The organism is Plantibacter sp. 2H11-2, assembly GCF_050031945.1.
Taxonomy (GTDB): domain Bacteria; phylum Actinomycetota; class Actinomycetes; order Actinomycetales; family Microbacteriaceae; genus Plantibacter; species Plantibacter auratus.
The window spans coordinates 32,070-49,146 of sequence record NZ_JBNBBL010000014.1; the positions used below are offsets into that span (position 1 = coordinate 32,070).

Sequence of the window (17,077 nt, forward strand, 5' to 3'; positions counted from 1 at the left end):
ATGCGACTCGAACGCGCGGGGACCATCCCCCTCGACCTCACCCATCGCACCGCGCTGGTGACCGGCTCGACGAGCGGAATCGGTTACGCCATCGCCGCGCGGCTCGTCGAGGCGGGGGCGGACGTCATCGTCAACGGCCGCGACGCCGATCGCCTCGAGGCCGCCGTCCTCTCGCTCGACACCGAATCGGTCGAGTCGGTCCGGGGGATCACCGCAGACGCGACCACCCGGGAGGGGGCCGAACGGCTCGTCGCTGAGGCCGGTCAGGTCGACATCCTCGTCAACAACCTCGGTGTCTTCGAGGCCGTACCGCCGCTGGACATCACCGACGAGCAGTGGCGGTCGATGTTCGAGGTCAACGTGCTGTCGGCCGCTCGCCTCACCCGGCTCCTGCTCCCCGGCATGTCCGGTCGCGGCTGGGGTCGTGTCGTCGACATCGCCAGCGACTCCGCCGTGGTCATCCCCGAGGAGATGATCCACTACGGCATGTCGAAGACCGCCCTCCTCGCGGTGAGCCGCGGCTTCGCGAAGGCTGCCGCAGGGACCGGCGTCACCGTGAACTCGGTGATCGCCGGCCCCACCCACACGCCGGGCGTGGAGACCTTCGTCCGGCAGCTCGTCGGCGACGAGCTCGAGTGGGACGACGCCCAGCGGGAGTTCATGCGTCTGCACCGCCCGCAGTCGCTGATCGGCCGCCTCATCGAGCCCATCGAGATCGCGAACCTCGTGGTGTACCTCGCCTCGCCGCTCGCGTCCGCTACTACCGGCGGCGCGCTCCGGGTCGACGGCGGCTACGTCGACTCGATCCTGCCCTGACGTCGACACCGACCGAGAGCCGAGCGACCCGATGACGACCTCCCCCGTTTCGACCCGATCCCGCGTCTCCCACGGTGCCGGGTTCTGGATCGTCGCGACCACGTTCCTGCTGGTGATGGCCTACTCGACCGTCCCGACGCCGCTGTACGCGCTGTACCAGGCGAGGGACGGGTTCCCCGTCTCGACGATCACCGTCATCTTCGCCGCCTACGCCGTCGGCGTCGTGTTCAGCCTCTTCTTCGTCGGCCACATCAGCGACTGGGTCGGGCGGCGGCGGATGCTGCTCATCGCGATCCTGATCTCGGCGCTCTCGGCAGTGCTGTTCCTCCTCTGGAGCAGCGTGGAGGGGTTGATCGTCGCGCGGGTCGTCAACGGCGTCAGCATCGGCGTTCTCACCGCGACGGCGACCGCTCACCTCGGCGAGCTGCGCGCGGTCGCCCGGCCCGACGAGAACTCGATCGTCGCGGCATCGGTCGCCGGAGCCAGCAACCTGGGCGGTCTCGCCCTCGGACCGCTCATCGGAGGACTCTTCGCCGAGTTCCTCCCGAACCCGCTCGTGCTCCCGCACGCGGTGTTCCTCGTGGCGCTCGTCATCGCCGCGATCGTCATGGTCTCCGTGCCCGAGACCGTCGAACAGAGCGAGCCGCGGAGGCGCTACCGACCACAGCGCCTCGCGGTCCCGGCGTCGTCCCGAGGGGCGTTCATCGCCGCGGGGTTCGGGGCCTTCGCCGGCTTCGCGCTCCTCGGACTGTTCACCTCACTCGCGCCCACCATCCTGATCGGCACCTTCGACGCACCCGACCACCTGCTCGCCGGTGTGACGACCTTCTCCGTGTTCGGAGCCGCCGCGCTCGGTCAGGTCCTGCTCGCCCGACTCCCGTTGCAGCGCCAACTCCTGATCGCGACGGTGAGCTGTGGCATCGGACTCGCCGCGGTCGCCGCGGGGGCGGTCCTGCCGCAGCTGGGGGTCTTCCTCGTCGGCGGTGTGATCGCCGGACTCGGTGTCGGCGTCCTGTTCAAGTCGGCGATCGCGACCGCCGGATCGCTCGCCGATCCCGCCCGCCGGGGCGAGACGCTGTCGCTCGTGTTCCTGATCGCCTACTGCGGCCTCGCACTCCCGGTGCTGGCCATCGGCTTCGCCCTCACCTTCGCACCGGAGATCGACGTGCTGCTGATCTTCGTCTCGCTCGTGCTGGTGACGACGGTGCTCGCCGGTGTCGCGATGACCCGGCGAGCGGCCGGCCGGCCCTGACCGGGCCCGGCTGCCACTGAACGGGCGATGTCGGCTTCGGCCTACCCGAACGTCTCGGCGAGGTAGCGATGGACGAGGGAGACCGCCATCGCCCCCTCGCCGACGGCCGACGCGACCCGCTTGATGGAGTTGGCGCGGACGTCACCGGCCGCGAACACGCCGGGCTGGTTCGTCTCGAGGTGCAGGGGCTGACGGCGGAGTGGCCACGCCGACAGGTGCTCCAGCAGCAGGTCGCCTCCGGTGAGCAGGAAGCCGCGCGGGTCCAGCGCGACCGCGGAGTCGCGGGCCCAAGCGGTGTTGGGGCTCCCGCCGATGCAGATGAACAGGCGCGACGCCGGCACGTCGGTCGTCGTCCCCGCGGAGTCGATGGTCAGGCCGCGGAGGCGGTCCTCGCCGTGGAGCGCGGTGACCGTCGTGTCCACGAGGATCTCGACATTGGGAGCCGCGAGCAGTCGCCGCAGGAGGTAGGTCGACATCGTCGACGAGAGGGAGTGCCCGCGGACGAGGACGGTGACCCGCTCAGCGTGCGCGGCAAGGTTCATCGCCGCCTGGCCCGCCGAGTTCGCACCGCCCACGATGTAGACGTGCTCGCCGACGCACGAGGACGCCTCGCTCGTGCCGGCGCCGTAGTAGACGCCGGAGCCCTCCAGCTCGTCCTCCTTCGGCAAGCCGAGGCGACGCCACTGCACCCCCGTCGCGCAGACGACCGCCCGTGCGGAGAGTCGCGAGCCGTCCGCGAGCTCGGCCTGCATGTGGTGGTCGCCGAAGCTCCGGCTCAGGCTGTGACGCATGACGAGCAGTTCCGCGCCGAACGCGATCGCCTGTCGTCGAGCCTGTTCCGCGAGGGCTGCGCCGGAGATGCCGTGCGCGAAGCCGAGGTAGTTCTCGATGAGGCTGCTGGAACCGGCCTGACCGCCGACGGCGTCCCGTTCGACCACGGCGACATCGAGTCCCTCGGACGCCGCATAGACCGCGGCCGAAAGCCCGGCCGGTCCGGCGCCGTAGACGAGCACGTCGTACTCGCTGCGTTGCGGTCGATTGATCCAGCCGAAGTGTTCGGCGATCTGCGCGGGCGTCGGATCGGCGAGCCGGGTGCCGTCGGGGAAGGCGACGACGGGAAGCCGGGCCTCCGCCAGACCCGAACCGAGCTGCGTCCGACAGTCCTCGTCCGTCTCGACGATCACCGTCTGGAACGGGACACCGCTGCGGGTGAGGTAGTCGCGGATCGCGAAGGCCTCGCGACCGAAGGACCGCTCGAACACGAGCAGTGGCGCGATCGCCACCTCCCCGACGACGGTCATGAACCGAGGAGTCGTTCCCATTGGGCGGGGACACGATCGTGCGGCCCGGGGACCGTCTGCGAGCGCGGGTGACTCAGCGGGGGCGCAAGGGTCGGACCGACGAACGACTCCTCCGTGCCGTAGTCGTAGAACCAGTCCTCGCCCGGCTCGTAGCTGCGGATCACGCGATGACCGGTGGTGGTCGCGTGCTTCGTCGCGTGCTTGTTCAGGGAGTCGTCGCAGCATCCGATGTGCCCGCAGAACGTGCAGCGGCGGAGATGCAGCCACCAACTGTCGGTCGCCTCGCACTCGGCGCAACCGGGCCCGGACGGCGGGACGTCCGGCTTGATGTACTGCTCGACGTCGTCCATGGTGGACCTCATCTCGGCTCGTGCTGCGGTGACGTGGACTCACCGTACGGCCCTCCGTGCGCGGCCCGCTTCGACCTCAGTCGGAAATCGAAGGCTCGTCAACCGTTCGTTCGCGCAGCATCCCGTCAGCCCCGGGCGTTCTGCACGATCGCGGTCAGGGCGTCGAGATAGGAGTCGAAGGCGACCCGGCCCTCCGCGGTGAGTGCGATGCGGCGGCCGCGGCGGTCCGTGTCGCTCTTCCCGACCTCGATAACCCCGGCGTCGGCGAGCGCCGAGAGGTGCTTCGAGAGGGCCGACTTGCTGACGCCGGTGATGCGCAGGAGCGAGGCGAAGTCGGTGTACTCGGCGGGGGCGAGTGCGGACAGCAGGGCGAGGCGGGCAGGCTCGTGGAAGAGCGGGTTCAGCGCCTGGCGGCCGACCGCGGCGTCCTCGGCTCCGTCGTCCTCAGGCATCGCGCGACCCCGACCGTCCGCCGAGCGGCGTGGAGCCGTTCGCGAGGCGCACCAGTGCGGGCAGGCAGACGGCGAACACGACGACGGCTGCGACGACCGCGGACACCGTGTTCGGTACGGAGACGCCTGCGGAACGGGCGATCCACTGGGTCACGACGTAGACCACGGCGACCGCCACGCCACTCGCGGTGAGCAGCAGCACGCCGGTCCGGTCCGACCAGTCGAGGCGGAGCTTCACCGGGCGCGCGAGGGACAGGGCGACGAACCCAATGGCGACGAGTCCGAGCAGCCAGACCATGTCGAGGTCGACGACGACCCCGAGCGCGATGATGAGTACCGCGGTGAGGATGGCGGTGGTGAGCGCTCCCTGGCGGGCGGAACGGCGCGAGGCGTCTCGTGCCTGGTTCAAGCGGTCCTGTGCGTCTTCATGATCCATGATCGACCTCCAGTCGTTGCGCCTGAAGAAACTATCATAGTGTTTCCCCAAAGGAAACAACCATCGGGCGCGACGCTTGCCATCGCGCCACGCCCCCCTAGACGGCGAGCGTCACGTGCCGACCGAGCGCTTCGATCGCGGCCTCGTTGCGCTGATAGTGCGACCACTGGCCGATCCGGGTGCATGTCACGAGGCCGGCGCGCTGGAGGGTGGCCATGAACTGCGAGGCCGTCGACTGCGACACCTCGGCCCTCGCCTGGATGTGCTTGAGACACACGCCGACCTCGGCCGCCGGCTGATCCTGCGGCGGGAACGACTCGGGATCCTTCAACCACCCCAGGATGGCCAGGCGCGTCGGGTGGCCGAGCGCCTTGAAGACCGCCACCAGGTCCAATTCGTCAGCGTTCGTCATACGTCGACCATATCGCAATATCGCGATCCCACGATGTTGTGCAACACTGTGGATCGTTAAATCGCGATCTAACGATGGAGATGTCATGACACAGCACACAGCACTGGTGGTCGGAGCCCGCGGAGTGATCGGCGGGAACCTCATCACCCACCTCGAGGGGCTCGGCTGGGACGTGATCGGGTTGTCCCGCCGCGGCGGTGCCGACCGGGGATCCGTCAGGCACCTCGCGGTGGACCTGCTCGACCGCGACGCGACCATCCACCAGTTGCAGGGCCTGTCGGAGGTGACACACCTGTTCTACGCCGCCTACCAGGACCGCCCGAGCTGGGCCGAGCTCGTCGCACCAAACCTCGCGATGCTCACGAACGTCGTCGATGCCGTCGAACCCGTCGCGCCGGGCCTCGAACACATCAGTCTGATGCAGGGCTACAAGGTCTACGGCGCGCACCTGGGACCCTTCGCGACACCCGCGAAGGAGTCCGACCCGCCGCACATGCCGCCGGAGTTCAACGTCGACCAGCAGCAGTTCCTCGAGCGCCGCCAGGTCGGGGCGGCCTGGTCGTGGTCGGCGTTGCGGCCGTCGGTCGTCGCCGGGATCGGCCTGGGCAACCCGATGAACCTGGCGATGGTCATCGCCGTCTACGCGTCCATGAGCAAGGAACTGGGCATCCCGTTGCGCTTCCCCGGCAAGCCCGGCGCATACACGAGCCTGATCGAGATGACCGACGCCGACCTCCTCGCGAAGGCCACCGTGTGGGCGGCGACCACGGAGCATGCCCGCAACGAGGCGTTCAACATCACGAACGGCGACGTGTTCCGGTGGTCGTCGATGTGGCCGAAGATCGCCGCCTTCTTCGACCTCGACGTCGCGCCGCCACTCGAGATGAGCCTCACCGAGGTGATGGCCGACAAGGAGGCCCTGTGGAACGCGATGGTCGAGCGGCACGGCCTCGCGCCCACCCGCTACGCCGAGGTGTCGTCGTGGGCGTTCGGCGACTTCGTCTTCACGTGGGACTACGACGTCATCGCCGACACCTCGAAGTCCCGCCGAGCCGGCTTCCACGAGTACGTCGACACGGAGGCGATGTTCCTCCGCATCTTCCAGGACCTCCGCGATCAGCGACTCATCCCGTAGGCGCAGGAGCCCGGCTACTGCTCGAAGGCGGCGAGCGCGACGCTCGCCGCCTCCGCGACCAACGCGTCGTCGTACTCGGCGTCCGGGTCGAGTGTGTTCGTGAGGATCGTCAGGACGATCGGGTCGCCGCCCGGCCGGTCGATGATCGCGATGTCGTTCCGGATCCCACCCGCACCCCCGGACTTGTCGGCCACCTGCCATCCCGCCGGAGCACCGGCCCGGATCAGCGTGTCGCCCGTCGCGTTGCCGCTCATCCAGGCGAGGAGCGTCGCCCGGTCGGCGGACTCCAGGTGGGAGCCGTCGACGAGGCGGGTCAGGTTGTCGGTGAACGCGGCAGGGGTGGTGGTGTCATCGGTGCTGCCCGGTTCGATCACGTTCAACAGCGGCTCCGCGTTGACGACCTCGGTCACCTCATCGCCGAGCGTGACGAGGGCGGCGTCCAACGCGGCGGGCCCACCGATCCGCGCGAGAACGAGGTTGAGGGCCGTGTTGTCGCTCTGCCGGACCGCGGCCTCGGCGAGCTGCGACAGGGTCAGGCCGGTCTCGACGTGTTCACTCGTCACCGGCGAATAGCCGGCCGCCTCGACATCCTCAGCCGACCACGTGACGACTTCGTCACGCGCCGAACCGCGCACCTCGTGGAGGAAGACCGCTGCGGCGAGCGCCTTGATCGTCGAGGCATATCCGAAGCGCTCGTCCGCGCGGTAGGACAGGCGCGCGCCGGTCCCGGTGTCGACGGCGCTGATGCCGACGCGCGCGCCGAACTCGGCCTCCAGGGCTTGGAACTCGCCGGACAGGTCGGGCATCGACGTGGGCGGCACCGACGTTGGTACCGAGGTTGGGGAGCTCGGCGACGCCGACGGGGACGGAGTAGCGGAGGCGCACCCCACGAGCCCGAGCACCAGCCCACCGGCCAGGGCGACGGCGACGACGCCACCGGCGCTCCGCGTCATCGACGAACGCCGGCCTGCCCGGCGACCTGCTGATCGAGGCGCTCGAGGTCCGCCTCGACCATCGCGACATCCCGCGCGAACGCGTCGTCGTCCAGCTCGATCTGTCGGACGGTGAACACCACCTCGGCACCCTCTGGATGGGCCAGCACGCGGACCGGGTTGGTCACGACGGTCCCCGACGGCAGGGTGACGTCGTGGTCGAGCACGCCGAAGCGGTTGCGCTCGACGAACCGGACCTCCACCCGACCCATCGGCGACTCGACGAACAGCGAGTCACCTTCGCGCACCACCTCGGCCTGCGCGAGACCGGCCGCCCACCGCGGGAGGTTGTCGACATCAGACGCGTACTCGTAGACGGCTTCCGGCGAGGCGCTGATGACCCGGCTCACATGGTGACTTCTCATGACCGCATCCTGCCACCTCGGTGTGGGATCCATCCGCCACGTCCCGCCTGCGGATGATGCTCCGCGAGCGGGATCGTCCTGCGGGCTGACGATTCGACCATCGACGATTTGTAGCCTGGAGGCATGCCCGGCATCACCCGCAGTCGACCGCCCTTGCCATCACCGGCCCCCATGGAACAGCGACGTCGTCGGCGTCGGCGTGGCCTCATCGCTGCCGTCGTCACGGCATCATTCCTCGCGCTGGTGGTCGGCGGCGCGGTCGTCGCCGCGCCGCTCCTGCGGTCGTACGGGATCTACCTCGTCCCGCCATCGCCGCAGACGTATGCGGAGGTCGCGCTGGATGCGATGCAGCGGGGCGTGAACGCCACGCCGGACCGCTACACGCAGGTGCGGGAGCGGGCTCTGGCCTCAGTCGCGGACGCCTCCGACTATGCCGACACCTACGGGCCGCTCACGAAGGCGGCGGCCGAGCTGGGCGGCCCCCACACCACCTTCAACGATCCTGCGACCGCGGCCGAACTGTTCGGGCCGTCGTCGGGATCGAAAGCGGAGAACGAACTGCCCACCGTCACGAGCGCTGACGGCGTGACGACCATCCGCCTCCCGACACTCATCGGTGGCGGCTCCGGAGAGGACTCCTTCGGCCAGCGATACATCGACACGGCCGTCGACGCGATCACCGCCGCCGCGCCCCACACGTCGGCATGGGTGGTCGATCTGCGGGACAACCACGGCGGCAACGTGTGGCCCATGCTGGCTGCCGTGGCACCACTGCTCGATGATGGGACCGTCGAGACCTTCGAGTCCGTCGACAGGTCGACGGTCGTCTCGGTGTCGGGCGGCGGCGTCTCGTCCGACGGCAATCGACAGAGCGCGGCGACGAAGCCGCAGCCGAAGGTGGACGGTCCGATCGCCGTGGTCATCGACGGGATGACCGGCAGCTCCGCGGAGGCGGTCGCGATCGCCTTCATCGGGCAGTCGGACGTGCGCGTGTTCGGTCAGCCGAGCTACGGCTTCAGCACGGCGAACCAGCCGGTCCGCCTCTACGACGGCGCGGTCGTCAACCTGACGGTCGCCGTCGACGCCGATCGCACCGGCAAACGCTACGGTGTCCCGATCCAGCCCGACACCGTCGTCGAGGACTTCACGCAGCTCCCCGCGGTGATCGGCGCGTGGGTCGCCGACCGCGGCTGAACGATCCGTCCACCGAGAGTGCCGGTTCTGCTCGTCCGAGCACGCCCAGCGAGCAGAACGAGCACTCTCGGCCGCCCGGAACTGGACGTCTGCGGCAACCGGTTTGGACAGGTGTCGGGACTTTCGACAGACCAGCGAAACGGCCGTCGCGTCGCGTTACCGTGGTCGCGCTCCCACAATCCGTGGAAGTGGAATTCGCGAGAGTCGTTCCGAGCGCGGCTTGGCTCGACATGAGCTTGGAGGTCAGTCATGCCATTCGTGACAACGGACGACGGCACGGAAATCTACTACAAGGATCTGGGCGACCCGGCGGCGCAGCCCATCATGTTCCACCACGGTTGGCCGCTGTCGTCGGACGACTGGGACGCCCAGGTGCTCTTCTTCCTGTCGAAGGGGTACCGCGTCGTGGCGAGCGACCGCCGTGGGCACGGGCGGTCCTCTGAGATCGGCACCGGTCACGACATGGACCACTACGCCAGCGACGTGTCGGCGGTCGTCGAGCACCTCGACCTGCGCAACGTCGTCCACATCGGCCACTCGACGGGTGGCGGTCAGGTCGCGCGGTATGTCGCCAAGTACGGCGAGCCGCAGGGTCGTGTGGCGAAGGCGGTCCTGGTCTCGTCCGTGCCTCCGCTGATGGTGCAGACCGACGCCAACCCCGAAGGGACACCCATCTCGGTCTTCGACGGCTTCCGGAGCGCGCTCGCCGCGAACCGGGCGGAGTTCTTCCAGGCCGTGGCTTCGGGCCCGTTCTACGGATTCAACCGCGACGGTGTCACCGTGTCCCAGCCCGTGATCGACAACTGGTGGCGTCAGGGCATGACCGGCAGTGCCGTGGCGCACTACGAGGGCATCAAGGCGTTCTCCGAGACCGACCAGACCGAGGACCTCAAGGCGATCTCCGTGCCGGTCCTCTGCATGCAGGGCGATGACGACCAGGTCGTGCCCTACAAGGACGCCGTCATCAAGCAGGCCGAGCTCCTCAGCAACGCGACCCTCAAGGTCTACGAGGGCTTCCCGCACGGCATGCTGACCACCCACGCCGACATCATCAACCCCGACCTCCTCGCCTTCATCGAGCAGTAAGGGAACCACCGTCGGAGACGTGCGGCGCACCCGGGTGATCTCGGGTGCGCCGTTCGTGTGATGCCCGAGTCCGGCCGTCGCAATGACCCGACGTCGATCCCTCGGCGCATGTCGCCGCTGGTGTTCGGCCGAACGGTCGACTCAACGACGCACACATGGACCCGACGCGCCCAGGACGAGGACCGGCCCCCACTCGGACGTGTCAGCGAATTCGTCGAGACGCACGTAGTAGCCGTCATCGGAGATGAAGGAGACGCCGCTCGTGAGGTCTGAGGAGTCGTCGGCTGCGACCACCTTCTCGACCTTCCAGGCCGCCCTGTCGGCATACATCGATGCAGCCTCGTCCAACCAGGCGTTGCGATCGAAGTCCTCCGCGACGCTCACGGTGATGCTGCCGTCGTACTGGACGGCACCGCCGCTGCAGGCGAGTTCCACGTCGTTCTGGCTCACCGTCGACGCTCCGTCCGGCAACGTCGCTTCGAACTCCTGACGCAGGGAGAGCGCTTGTTCCTTGGCAGACTCGTAGCTCGGCCCTCGGTCGAACACACCACACCCCGCCAGTGCGCCGACGAGACACAGGGCGAGGAGAGTGCTGACGGCGCGGCGCATGGGGACCTTCCTACCATGGCGTCGCGTGTTAGACAGAGGCATGACGCACTTCCCGATGACGCATGAGCTCGGCCGGATCGACGTCGTGACGCTCGACGACATCGCCGCCCTCAGTCAGGACGTCGCACTCGACATCGAACAGGTGCAGGCGGCCTGGCCGGCGTTCGAGAACTCGTTCGACTCGCTGCAGGGCCGCAGGATGATGGGTCTGGTCTACGGAGGAAGTGACAGGTACCGCATGGCGTCCGTGCGGCTGGACCGGGATGCCGACAACCCGCTCGGCCTGGACGAGACCGTGATCCCCGGCGGCGACTACCTCCGGCTGCGTCTTCGCGGCGATGCGCCCGGCGTCTACGCGCAGATCGCCGGCGCGTTCGACGTGCTCTTCGACCTTGCTGATCACGACGAAGACCGCCCCCACATCGAGCACTATCGGCGCGACGGCGAGGTCGACTGCCTCGTTCCGGTCAGGTCGCCGCGCTGAGCTGTCGCCTCAGCTCACCAACGGGTACCAGTGTCGGTCGCGCAGCTGATGCTCGTCATCGTCGAGACGCACCCAGGTTCCGTCAACCATCGGAGTCGCGTCCGAAGCCCACACGCCAAAGTGGGCGGCAGGGACCGGCCAGTCGTATCCGTCGGCCGGTGCCTCCACGACGTTGCGTACGGCGCCGAGGAAGTGCATGCCCGTGTACTCACCGGTGATGCGTTGCACCAGTTCACGAACGGCCGCCGTGCCGTCGACATCATCGGATGCGGCCTCGAGCATCGGGAGATCGAGCCGACCTGTCCCCTGCCTCGGCACGCAGAACACCTGGTCGGAGTCGCGGAGGAGCAAACGTACGACCGACATCGGCCGGGGTGGCGTCGTCCGGCGGACCACATCGGCCCGACCTCCCGGGGGAAGCCACGGCGCGTCGTGCGTCACGTGGACGAGCGTCTCGTCTTCGTTCACGCCGCGAGCGTACCCGAATCGAGGGAGCGCCCTCCAACCCCCGCCCTCCGGATCCTGACCGGCTGCGTTCCCGAGCTGTCGGGCGCCTGGCGTCAGCGGAAGTCGCCCAGCTGACGCTCGACGGGCACCGTGCCCTCGACGATCACGTCACCGGTGTGCGCGGTCGTGACGGTCTCGATCAAGACGATCTCGACCTCCTCGTCGGCGATGGGATTGTGCTGCACGCCCCGCGGCACCACGAAGAACTGGCCCGGCGTGAGCACGACCTCCTCATCGTCAGGGAGCTGGATACGGAGCGTGCCCGAGACGACGAGGAACATCTCGTCTTCGTTCGCGTGGTCGTGCCAGACCAACTGGCCGAGGAGCTTCGCCACCTTCACGTATTGATCGTTGACCCGCCCGACCACTCGAGGAGTCCAATGGGCCTCGACCTGTCGGAGTTCGGCGGCGATATCGATTCCGGAGAGAGCGGTCATACGTCCATCCTCTCCCGGCTGGAGTGTGCGTGCAGACGTCCCTCTTCAGCAGGGGCATCGAGCATGGGCGTTCTGGCGACGACGTCACGCCGGCCGATACCGCATGGCGACCGCGCCTGAGCGGAACTCCCGGCGGTCCACGAGTTGGAGCTCGATGCGCTCACGCAGCCCGGCGAACAGGGTCGGCCCTCGCCCGGCGAGCACCGGCTGCACGAGGAACTCGTACTCGTCGATCAGTCCCAGGTCGGCCAGCGCGAGCGGCAGCGTCACCCCGCCCACCCACAGGCCCTCGCCCGGTTCGTGCTTGAGCCGCCGGACCGCCTGGTCGAGGTCGCCTCTGACCAGCTCCGCGTTCCAGTCCGCATCGCCCAGCGCGCTCGAGACGACGTGCTTCTTCGCCCGGTCGATGGTCTCCGCGAAGGGGATCTGCCACGGCTCGACCCAATCCGGCCAGGTGCCCGAGGCCGGTCTCCGCCAGGCGGACTCCATCATCTCGTAGGTCACCCTGCCGAACAGGAGGGCGTCCGCCCGCGCCAGCTGCGCGGTCCAGTACTGCATCGACTCCTCGTCGGGCGGGAGTCCCGCCTCGTGATGACAGCACCCGTCGAGCGTGACGTTGATCGAGTATCGGAGTGGTCTCATCGCACTGCGCTCCCTCACGGATCGACGGCCTCCCGACGCTGGGGGCCCGTCTTGCCAGCGAACCACGTCGCTGATCGTATGTCGATCACGTGTGTCTCGTCGCCCTGCCAGACTGGCATCGATGATCATCCGCACCGAACGAACCACCCTCGAACCAATCTCACCGGCGCTCGCGCGACGCATCGTCGAACGCGATGAGCGCGACGGTGACGCCTGGCACCCGGAGTACCCCTTCGCCGACGAGCTCGGCCCGCTCCGTGGCCTCGCGGAATCGACCACTGGCGACCCGATCTTCACGATGTACCTCATCCGTGACGCCGACGGGTCGGCCGTCGGTGGCTTCGGCTTCTTCGGTCCGCCCGACAGCGATGGCCGCGTCGAGTTCGGCTACGGTCTCGTTCCCGCCGCTCGCGGGATCGGACTCGCGACGGAAGCGGTCGCCGGCGCACTGTCGTTCGTCGCAGCGCACGGCGCAGAACGGGCGGCCGCGGAGACCGACGTCACCAACCTCGCATCCCAGCGGGTCCTCCTGAAGGCGGGACTCGCCGAGACCGGACGCACGGCCACGACGGTGTCGTTCGCGCGCGAACTCTGACAGGAGACGCAAGCCACGGTCGAGGCCTGATGTCCCCTCGCCCGCGCACGACGTGAGGAGACCGTCTGCGTTCCGGTCATCGGCGTATGGATCCCGTGAGGGCGGTCGCTCGCGCAGACGGCGAGGCGTAGACCGGAGGTCATGACCCTCACGACGATCCTGCCTTCACTCCGCCGCAGCATCCCGGACCCGTTCCTCCCCGACCGCTGGCCGGCACACACCCACCTCAGCACCACGGACGTGATCGTCGACGACGTTCCGATGCTGCGCCTGGTCGAGCAGTGCGGAACCCCGTGCGTCCACTCGGCGGCAGCGGTGATCCCCGGCACCGGCGGATGCCCGTCTCCGGTCGAGTGGACCTCCGTGGTCGTCGCGCGCGTCGTCACTGCGACGTTCGGCGAGGACGGCCATCACCTCACCCTCGACGCCTGCCTCTCAGACGTCGAACCGTGCTGGTCGGAACTCCGGCTGATCGGCCGGGCGTCCACGACGCATACGGTGTCGTTCCGCATCGACAGCGAGGCCGGAACGGAGCAACGCGTGCTGCTTCCCCGCGACCTCACGCCTGGAGACCTGCTCGCTGTGCCGTGTCGCGGTGAGGTCGCTCAGGCGGTCGGCTCGGCGTCGGGCTTCATCCAGAACGGCGAGTAGTGGTACCCGTCGGGGTCGTCGAACTGGCGCTGATACATGAACGGGTAGTCGTCGGTGTCGCCGATCCGTCCACCCGAGGCGCCGGCCCGCTCGACGAGCTCGTCAACCGCCTCGCGACTCCCGAGGTCGAAGGAGACCGTCACCTTCGAGGGCGTGTCCGGCCCGCCGATCAGCTCCTCGGTGCCGCCGACGCTCGCGTACATCTCGCGACTGCCGAGCATGACGTACTGTTCGGGCGCGATCTCGAAACAAGACACCTGGTCGGTGGACATCGCGGCGTTGCGGGTCCAGCCGAGGGCGTCGTAGAAGGCGGTCGCGCGTTCGACGCTCTCGACCGGACACGTGATGAAGAGGCTCATGCGGTCAAGCTACGCCCGGCGTGAGCGCGCCCACAAGGACGTCTTTCCGAGGTTCACTCGGACGGCGCCCACGGCACGGTTGGATCGATCGTCGTCGCGATCCTCGCGCTGATCTCGGCCAGTTGCCGCACCTGCGCCTCCGTGAGCGAGCCGAAGACGAGCTCCTCGACGAGGGCGTGGTGCGCCGGCGTGGACCGGGCGACGTGCGCGTGGCCGTCGTCCGTGAGGACGGCGAGGGTGAACCGACCATCGGTGGGGTCGACCTCGCGTCGCACCCAGCCCTGCTTCTCGAGTCGCGAGACCGCGCGGGAGAGCCGCGAGAGCGTGCTGCTCGCGTACCCGGCGAGTGTGCTCATCCGGAGCGTGCGGTCCGGGGCGGTGTCGAGCGCGAAGAGCAGCCCGTGCTCGTAGTGGCTCAGCCCGCTGTCTCGCTGCAGCTGGGCGTCGAGTGCCGCGGGAAGCCGCTCCACCAAGGTGGCGACTGAGGCCCAGGCCGCGAGCCGCTCGCCGCTGAGGCCAGGATGTTCGGCGGATTCGGTCATGGGGCAAGCCTATTCGACTTGCTTGAGCAAGTGAACCGGCCTAGGGTGACTTGCCTGAGCAAGTAAATCGGCGCATCGCCGACGGAGGGAGACGACATGGACCTGCAGCTTCGAGGCAAGACGGCCTTCATCAGCGGATCGACCGGCGGCATCGGTGCCGCCGTCGCACGGAGGCTCGCCGCCGAAGGCGCACACGTCATCGTGAACGGGCGCTCCGAGCAGGCGGTGCAGGATACGGTCGCCGAGCTTCGGCGCACGCACCCCGATGCCGGCCACGACGGGATCGTCGCGGACTTCGCCGATCCCGCCTCCGTCGAGCGACTGCTCGAAATACTCAACCGTCGTTGCGGAGTGCAACCACACGGTCGACGTCACTCGGTCGAGCGACGCTCCCGGACCGCGTCGAAGGTCCGCTGCAGCGCACCGATGGACGCTTCGGAGTCGACCTGGGCGACTCCGATGAAGAGGCAGTCGACGACCATCAGCTGTGCGATCCGGCTGCCGAGCGCTCCCGAGCGGAACGCCGTCTCCCGCGCGGACGTCTGGAGGACGATGTCCGCGCTGGTCGCCAGGGTCGACTCAGCGTGGTTGGTGATCGCGATGGTCGTCGCCCCGGAGCGGGCCGCGAGCCGGAGGTAGTCGACGGTGTCAGCGGTCGCGCCGGAGTGCGAGATCGCGACGGCGACCGCCTGCTCGTCGAGGATCGCAGCGGCGGTCCAGGCGGCATGCGGGTCGGGCCATTCGAGCGCCACGCGCCCGATCCGCGAGAGCTTCCGCTGCAGGTCGACGGCGACGATGGAGCTTGCCCCGACGCCGAAGATGTCGACCCGGCGAGCGCCGGCGACCGCCGCGACCGCACGCGTGAGGGCTGCCGTGTCGAGCGCCTGTGCGGTGTCGGCGATCGAGAGCGATTCGTTCGCGGCGACCTTCGCGACGATGTCGTCGAGACTGTCTCCGGCGACGATGTCGGGCGACTGCACGTTCGTCCCGGCGAGCGCGAGCCGCTCGCGGAGGTTCTCCTCGGTCAGGTCGTGGCGGAAGTCCTTGAAGCGGTCGTAGCCGATCTTGCGCGTGAAACGGACGACCGTCGTCGTCGACGTCGAGGCCTCTTCGGCGATCTCGGCGACCGACCGCGTTGCGAAGGCACCCGGGTCGGCGAGCAGCGATTCGGCGATCCGCCGTTCGGAGGGACGGAGTTCGTCAAGACGGGCGCGCACCTCGGTGGACACCGCCCGTGATGTCCGGTGGACGTCGGCTCCCATCGGTGCTCCTCTCGACCGTCATCACTGTACCGTCGGCACCCGCGGTCAGGATGTATGGAAATTACCATCCATGATCGAATTGTGTATGTTTGTTGCACCGACTCGCGACCAGTGCCCTCCTCAGGTGCGGACTGGCCGACACGTGTAGCGGAGTAACGCGGGTGCTGCCGGCATGCACGATCCAGGAACCAAGGGAGGTCCCGTGACCAGCTCCACACCACGCAGCGACGTGATCAGCAGCACCGCCCGACGCCGGGCCATCGTCGCCGGCAGCGTCGGCAACTTCATCGAGTGGTACGAGTTCGGGATCTACGGGTTCCTCGCCACGATCCTCGCCGCACAGTTCTTCAGTGACGGCCAGCAGACCGGTATCGAGTCGCTCATCGCGACCTACGCGTCCTTCGCGATCGCCTTCTTCTTCCGCCCGGTCGGGGCGGCGCTCTTCGGCCGGATCGGCGATCGGATCGGCCGCAAGCCGACCCTCATCCTCGTCCTGGTCATGATGTCCGGGGCGACCGCACTCATCGGTATCCTCCCGACGTACGCCTCCATCGGCATCGCGGCGCCCATCCTGCTCACGATCGTGCGCATCCTGCAGGGTCTCTCCGCCGGCGGTGAGTTCGGTGGCGCCGTCTCGGTCATGACCGAGTTCGCACCGGCCGGGAAGCGCGGCTTCTACGGATCGTGGCAGTCGTTCACGGTCGCGCTCGGACTCCTCGGCGGCGCCGGTACCGTCGCGCTGCTGGCATCCCTGCTGTCCGAAGCCGATCTGGCGGCGTGGGGCTGGCGGGTCGCCTTCCTGCTCGCCATCCCCCTCGGCGCGGTCGCCCTGTTCCTCCGCCTGAAGCTCGAGGAGACCCCGGAGTTCCAGAAGGTCGCCGCCGCCGACACCACCGACGTCGCCAAGCCGGTGGTCGTGCGGGCGGGCGCCGCCGAGACCGCCAAGGCGATCCTCCTGGGGATCGGTCGCCTGATGGGCTGGTCCGCCGCCGGGTACACCTTCCTCGTCGTCATGCCCTCCTACCTCCAGAGCAGCCTCAACGCCTCGTTCCAGGAAGCACTGATCTCCACGGTCCTCGCGAACGCCGGCTTCGCCGCGACGATCCTCCCGGCCGGCTGGCTGTCGGACAAGATCGGTCGGCGTTGGGTGATGCTCACCGGCACCGGGCTCATCGTGATCCTGGCGCTGCCCCTGCTC

23 protein-coding genes and 1 pseudogene are annotated in these 17,077 nt (G+C 68.7%); 10 read left to right on the forward strand and 14 right to left on the reverse strand.

The features are described 5' to 3' along the window. The gene (locus ACQG07_RS18695; protein WP_426739095.1) at positions 1-816 is read left to right on the forward strand and encodes an SDR family NAD(P)-dependent oxidoreductase; all 816 of its coding nucleotides are present in this window, start codon (positions 1-3) and stop codon (positions 814-816) included. A 31-nt stretch (positions 817-847) separates the two neighbouring features. Next, entirely contained in the window at positions 848-2,068 is a 1,221-nt protein-coding gene (locus ACQG07_RS18700) for an MFS transporter (RefSeq protein ID WP_426739096.1), read from the forward strand. A 41-nt stretch (positions 2,069-2,109) separates the two neighbouring features. Here the strand turns inward: ACQG07_RS18700 and ACQG07_RS18705 are convergent, their stop codons facing one another. From ACQG07_RS18705 to ACQG07_RS18725, 5 genes are all read right to left on the reverse strand, one after another. Then, the gene (locus ACQG07_RS18705; RefSeq protein WP_426739097.1) at positions 2,110-3,369 is read right to left on the reverse strand and encodes an FAD-dependent oxidoreductase; all 1,260 of its coding nucleotides are present in this window, start codon (positions 3,367-3,369) and stop codon (positions 2,110-2,112) included. After that, positions 3,366-3,731: a UBP-type zinc finger domain-containing protein gene (locus tag ACQG07_RS18710; protein ID WP_426739098.1), complete on the reverse strand. Its 366-nt coding sequence runs from the start codon at positions 3,729-3,731 to the stop codon at positions 3,366-3,368. Before ACQG07_RS18710 ends, ACQG07_RS18705 begins: the two co-directional genes overlap by 4 nt. A 113-nt stretch (positions 3,732-3,844) precedes the next feature. Next, complete coding sequence (locus ACQG07_RS18715) at positions 3,845-4,171, reverse strand: transcriptional regulator (protein ID WP_274498782.1); 327 nt, start codon at positions 4,169-4,171, stop codon at positions 3,845-3,847. Then, complete coding sequence (locus ACQG07_RS18720; protein ID WP_229940251.1) at positions 4,164-4,607, reverse strand: hypothetical protein; 444 nt, start codon at positions 4,605-4,607, stop codon at positions 4,164-4,166. The genes ACQG07_RS18715 and ACQG07_RS18720 overlap by 8 nt, the downstream gene beginning before the upstream one ends. Positions 4,608-4,704: 97 nt before the next feature. Then, a complete protein-coding gene (locus ACQG07_RS18725; RefSeq protein WP_426739099.1) occupies positions 4,705-5,019 on the reverse strand; it encodes an ArsR/SmtB family transcription factor in 315 nt (104 codons plus the stop codon). Positions 5,020-5,104: 85 nt separating this feature from the next. Between ACQG07_RS18725 and ACQG07_RS18730 the strand changes: the two genes are divergently transcribed. Further along, a complete protein-coding gene (locus ACQG07_RS18730) occupies positions 5,105-6,154 on the forward strand; it encodes an SDR family oxidoreductase (protein WP_426739100.1) in 1,050 nt (349 codons plus the stop codon). Positions 6,155-6,168: 14 nt separating this feature from the next. Here ACQG07_RS18730 and bla read toward each other — a convergent pair whose 3' ends face one another. Together bla and ACQG07_RS18740 are read right to left on the reverse strand one after the other, a co-directional pair. Next, positions 6,169-7,107 carry a class A beta-lactamase gene (gene bla, locus ACQG07_RS18735; protein ID WP_426739101.1) on the reverse strand — a complete coding sequence of 313 codons (939 nt, stop codon included), beginning with the start codon at positions 7,105-7,107 and terminating at the stop codon, positions 6,169-6,171. Then, positions 7,104-7,511, reverse strand: a complete 408-nt coding sequence (locus ACQG07_RS18740) for an SRPBCC family protein (RefSeq protein WP_426739102.1) — start codon at positions 7,509-7,511, stop codon at positions 7,104-7,106. Before ACQG07_RS18740 ends, bla begins: the two co-directional genes overlap by 4 nt. 123 nt (positions 7,512-7,634) lie before the next feature. Here ACQG07_RS18740 and ACQG07_RS18745 point away from each other — a divergent pair, with 123 nt between their 5' ends. Continuing rightward, complete coding sequence (locus ACQG07_RS18745) at positions 7,635-8,705, forward strand: S41 family peptidase (protein WP_426739103.1); 1,071 nt, start codon at positions 7,635-7,637, stop codon at positions 8,703-8,705. 249 nt (positions 8,706-8,954) lie between these two features. Further along, positions 8,955-9,791, forward strand: coding sequence for an alpha/beta fold hydrolase (locus ACQG07_RS18750; RefSeq protein WP_426739104.1), 837 nt, complete (start codon positions 8,955-8,957; stop codon positions 9,789-9,791). Between the two features lie 141 nt (positions 9,792-9,932). Here the strand turns inward: ACQG07_RS18750 and ACQG07_RS18755 are convergent, their stop codons facing one another. Next, positions 9,933-10,400 (reverse strand): LptM family lipoprotein, encoded by a 468-nt coding sequence (locus ACQG07_RS18755; RefSeq protein ID WP_274498788.1) that lies wholly within the window; start codon positions 10,398-10,400, stop codon positions 9,933-9,935. 85 nt (positions 10,401-10,485) lie between these two features. On the opposite strand from ACQG07_RS18755, the gene ACQG07_RS18760 reads away from it, so the two are divergent. Then, positions 10,486-10,884 carry an AraC family transcriptional regulator gene (locus ACQG07_RS18760; protein WP_426739105.1) on the forward strand — a complete coding sequence of 133 codons (399 nt, stop codon included), beginning with the start codon at positions 10,486-10,488 and terminating at the stop codon, positions 10,882-10,884. Positions 10,885-10,893: 9 nt separating this feature from the next. On the opposite strand, the gene ACQG07_RS18765 is transcribed toward ACQG07_RS18760, so the two are convergent. The 3 genes from ACQG07_RS18765 to ACQG07_RS18775 all read right to left on the reverse strand — a co-directional run bounded on the left by ACQG07_RS18765 (position 10,894) and on the right by ACQG07_RS18775 (position 12,470). Next, positions 10,894-11,352, reverse strand: coding sequence for an NUDIX hydrolase (locus tag ACQG07_RS18765; RefSeq protein ID WP_274498790.1), 459 nt, complete (start codon positions 11,350-11,352; stop codon positions 10,894-10,896). 92 nt (positions 11,353-11,444) lie between these two features. After that, a complete protein-coding gene (locus tag ACQG07_RS18770) occupies positions 11,445-11,828 on the reverse strand; it encodes a cupin domain-containing protein (RefSeq protein WP_071262105.1) in 384 nt (127 codons plus the stop codon). Between the two features lie 84 nt (positions 11,829-11,912). Continuing rightward, positions 11,913-12,470: a dihydrofolate reductase family protein gene (locus ACQG07_RS18775; RefSeq protein ID WP_426739106.1), complete on the reverse strand. Its 558-nt coding sequence runs from the start codon at positions 12,468-12,470 to the stop codon at positions 11,913-11,915. A 121-nt stretch (positions 12,471-12,591) separates the two neighbouring features. Between ACQG07_RS18775 and ACQG07_RS18780 the strand changes: the two genes are divergently transcribed. Together ACQG07_RS18780 and ACQG07_RS18785 are read left to right on the forward strand one after the other, a co-directional pair. Then, positions 12,592-13,065 (forward strand): GNAT family N-acetyltransferase, encoded by a 474-nt coding sequence (locus ACQG07_RS18780; protein ID WP_426739107.1) that lies wholly within the window; start codon positions 12,592-12,594, stop codon positions 13,063-13,065. 141 nt (positions 13,066-13,206) lie between these two features. Beyond that, positions 13,207-13,716 (forward strand): hypothetical protein, encoded by a 510-nt coding sequence (locus tag ACQG07_RS18785; RefSeq protein ID WP_274498794.1) that lies wholly within the window; start codon positions 13,207-13,209, stop codon positions 13,714-13,716. On the opposite strand, the gene ACQG07_RS18790 is transcribed toward ACQG07_RS18785, so the two are convergent. Together ACQG07_RS18790 and ACQG07_RS18795 are read right to left on the reverse strand one after the other, a co-directional pair. Then, positions 13,671-14,075, reverse strand: coding sequence for a VOC family protein (locus ACQG07_RS18790; protein WP_274498795.1), 405 nt, complete (start codon positions 14,073-14,075; stop codon positions 13,671-13,673). The two genes, ACQG07_RS18785 and ACQG07_RS18790, sit on opposite strands and share 46 nt — an antisense overlap. 53 nt (positions 14,076-14,128) lie before the next feature. Further along, positions 14,129-14,617 carry a MarR family winged helix-turn-helix transcriptional regulator gene (locus tag ACQG07_RS18795; RefSeq protein ID WP_411557204.1) on the reverse strand — a complete coding sequence of 163 codons (489 nt, stop codon included), beginning with the start codon at positions 14,615-14,617 and terminating at the stop codon, positions 14,129-14,131. Positions 14,618-14,713: 96 nt separating this feature from the next. Between ACQG07_RS18795 and ACQG07_RS18800 the strand changes: the two are divergent. Next, positions 14,714-14,905, forward strand: a pseudogene (locus tag ACQG07_RS18800) (SDR family NAD(P)-dependent oxidoreductase); the annotation flags it as partial. Between the two features lie 83 nt (positions 14,906-14,988). On the opposite strand, the gene ACQG07_RS18805 reads toward ACQG07_RS18800, so the two are convergent. Beyond that, positions 14,989-15,879: a MurR/RpiR family transcriptional regulator gene (locus tag ACQG07_RS18805; protein WP_137243010.1), complete on the reverse strand. Its 891-nt coding sequence runs from the start codon at positions 15,877-15,879 to the stop codon at positions 14,989-14,991. Between the two features lie 202 nt (positions 15,880-16,081). Between ACQG07_RS18805 and ACQG07_RS18810 the strand changes: the two genes are divergently transcribed. Continuing rightward, positions 16,082-17,077 (forward strand): MFS transporter (locus ACQG07_RS18810; protein WP_426739108.1); only part of this gene is annotated, 996 nt, incomplete at its 3' end.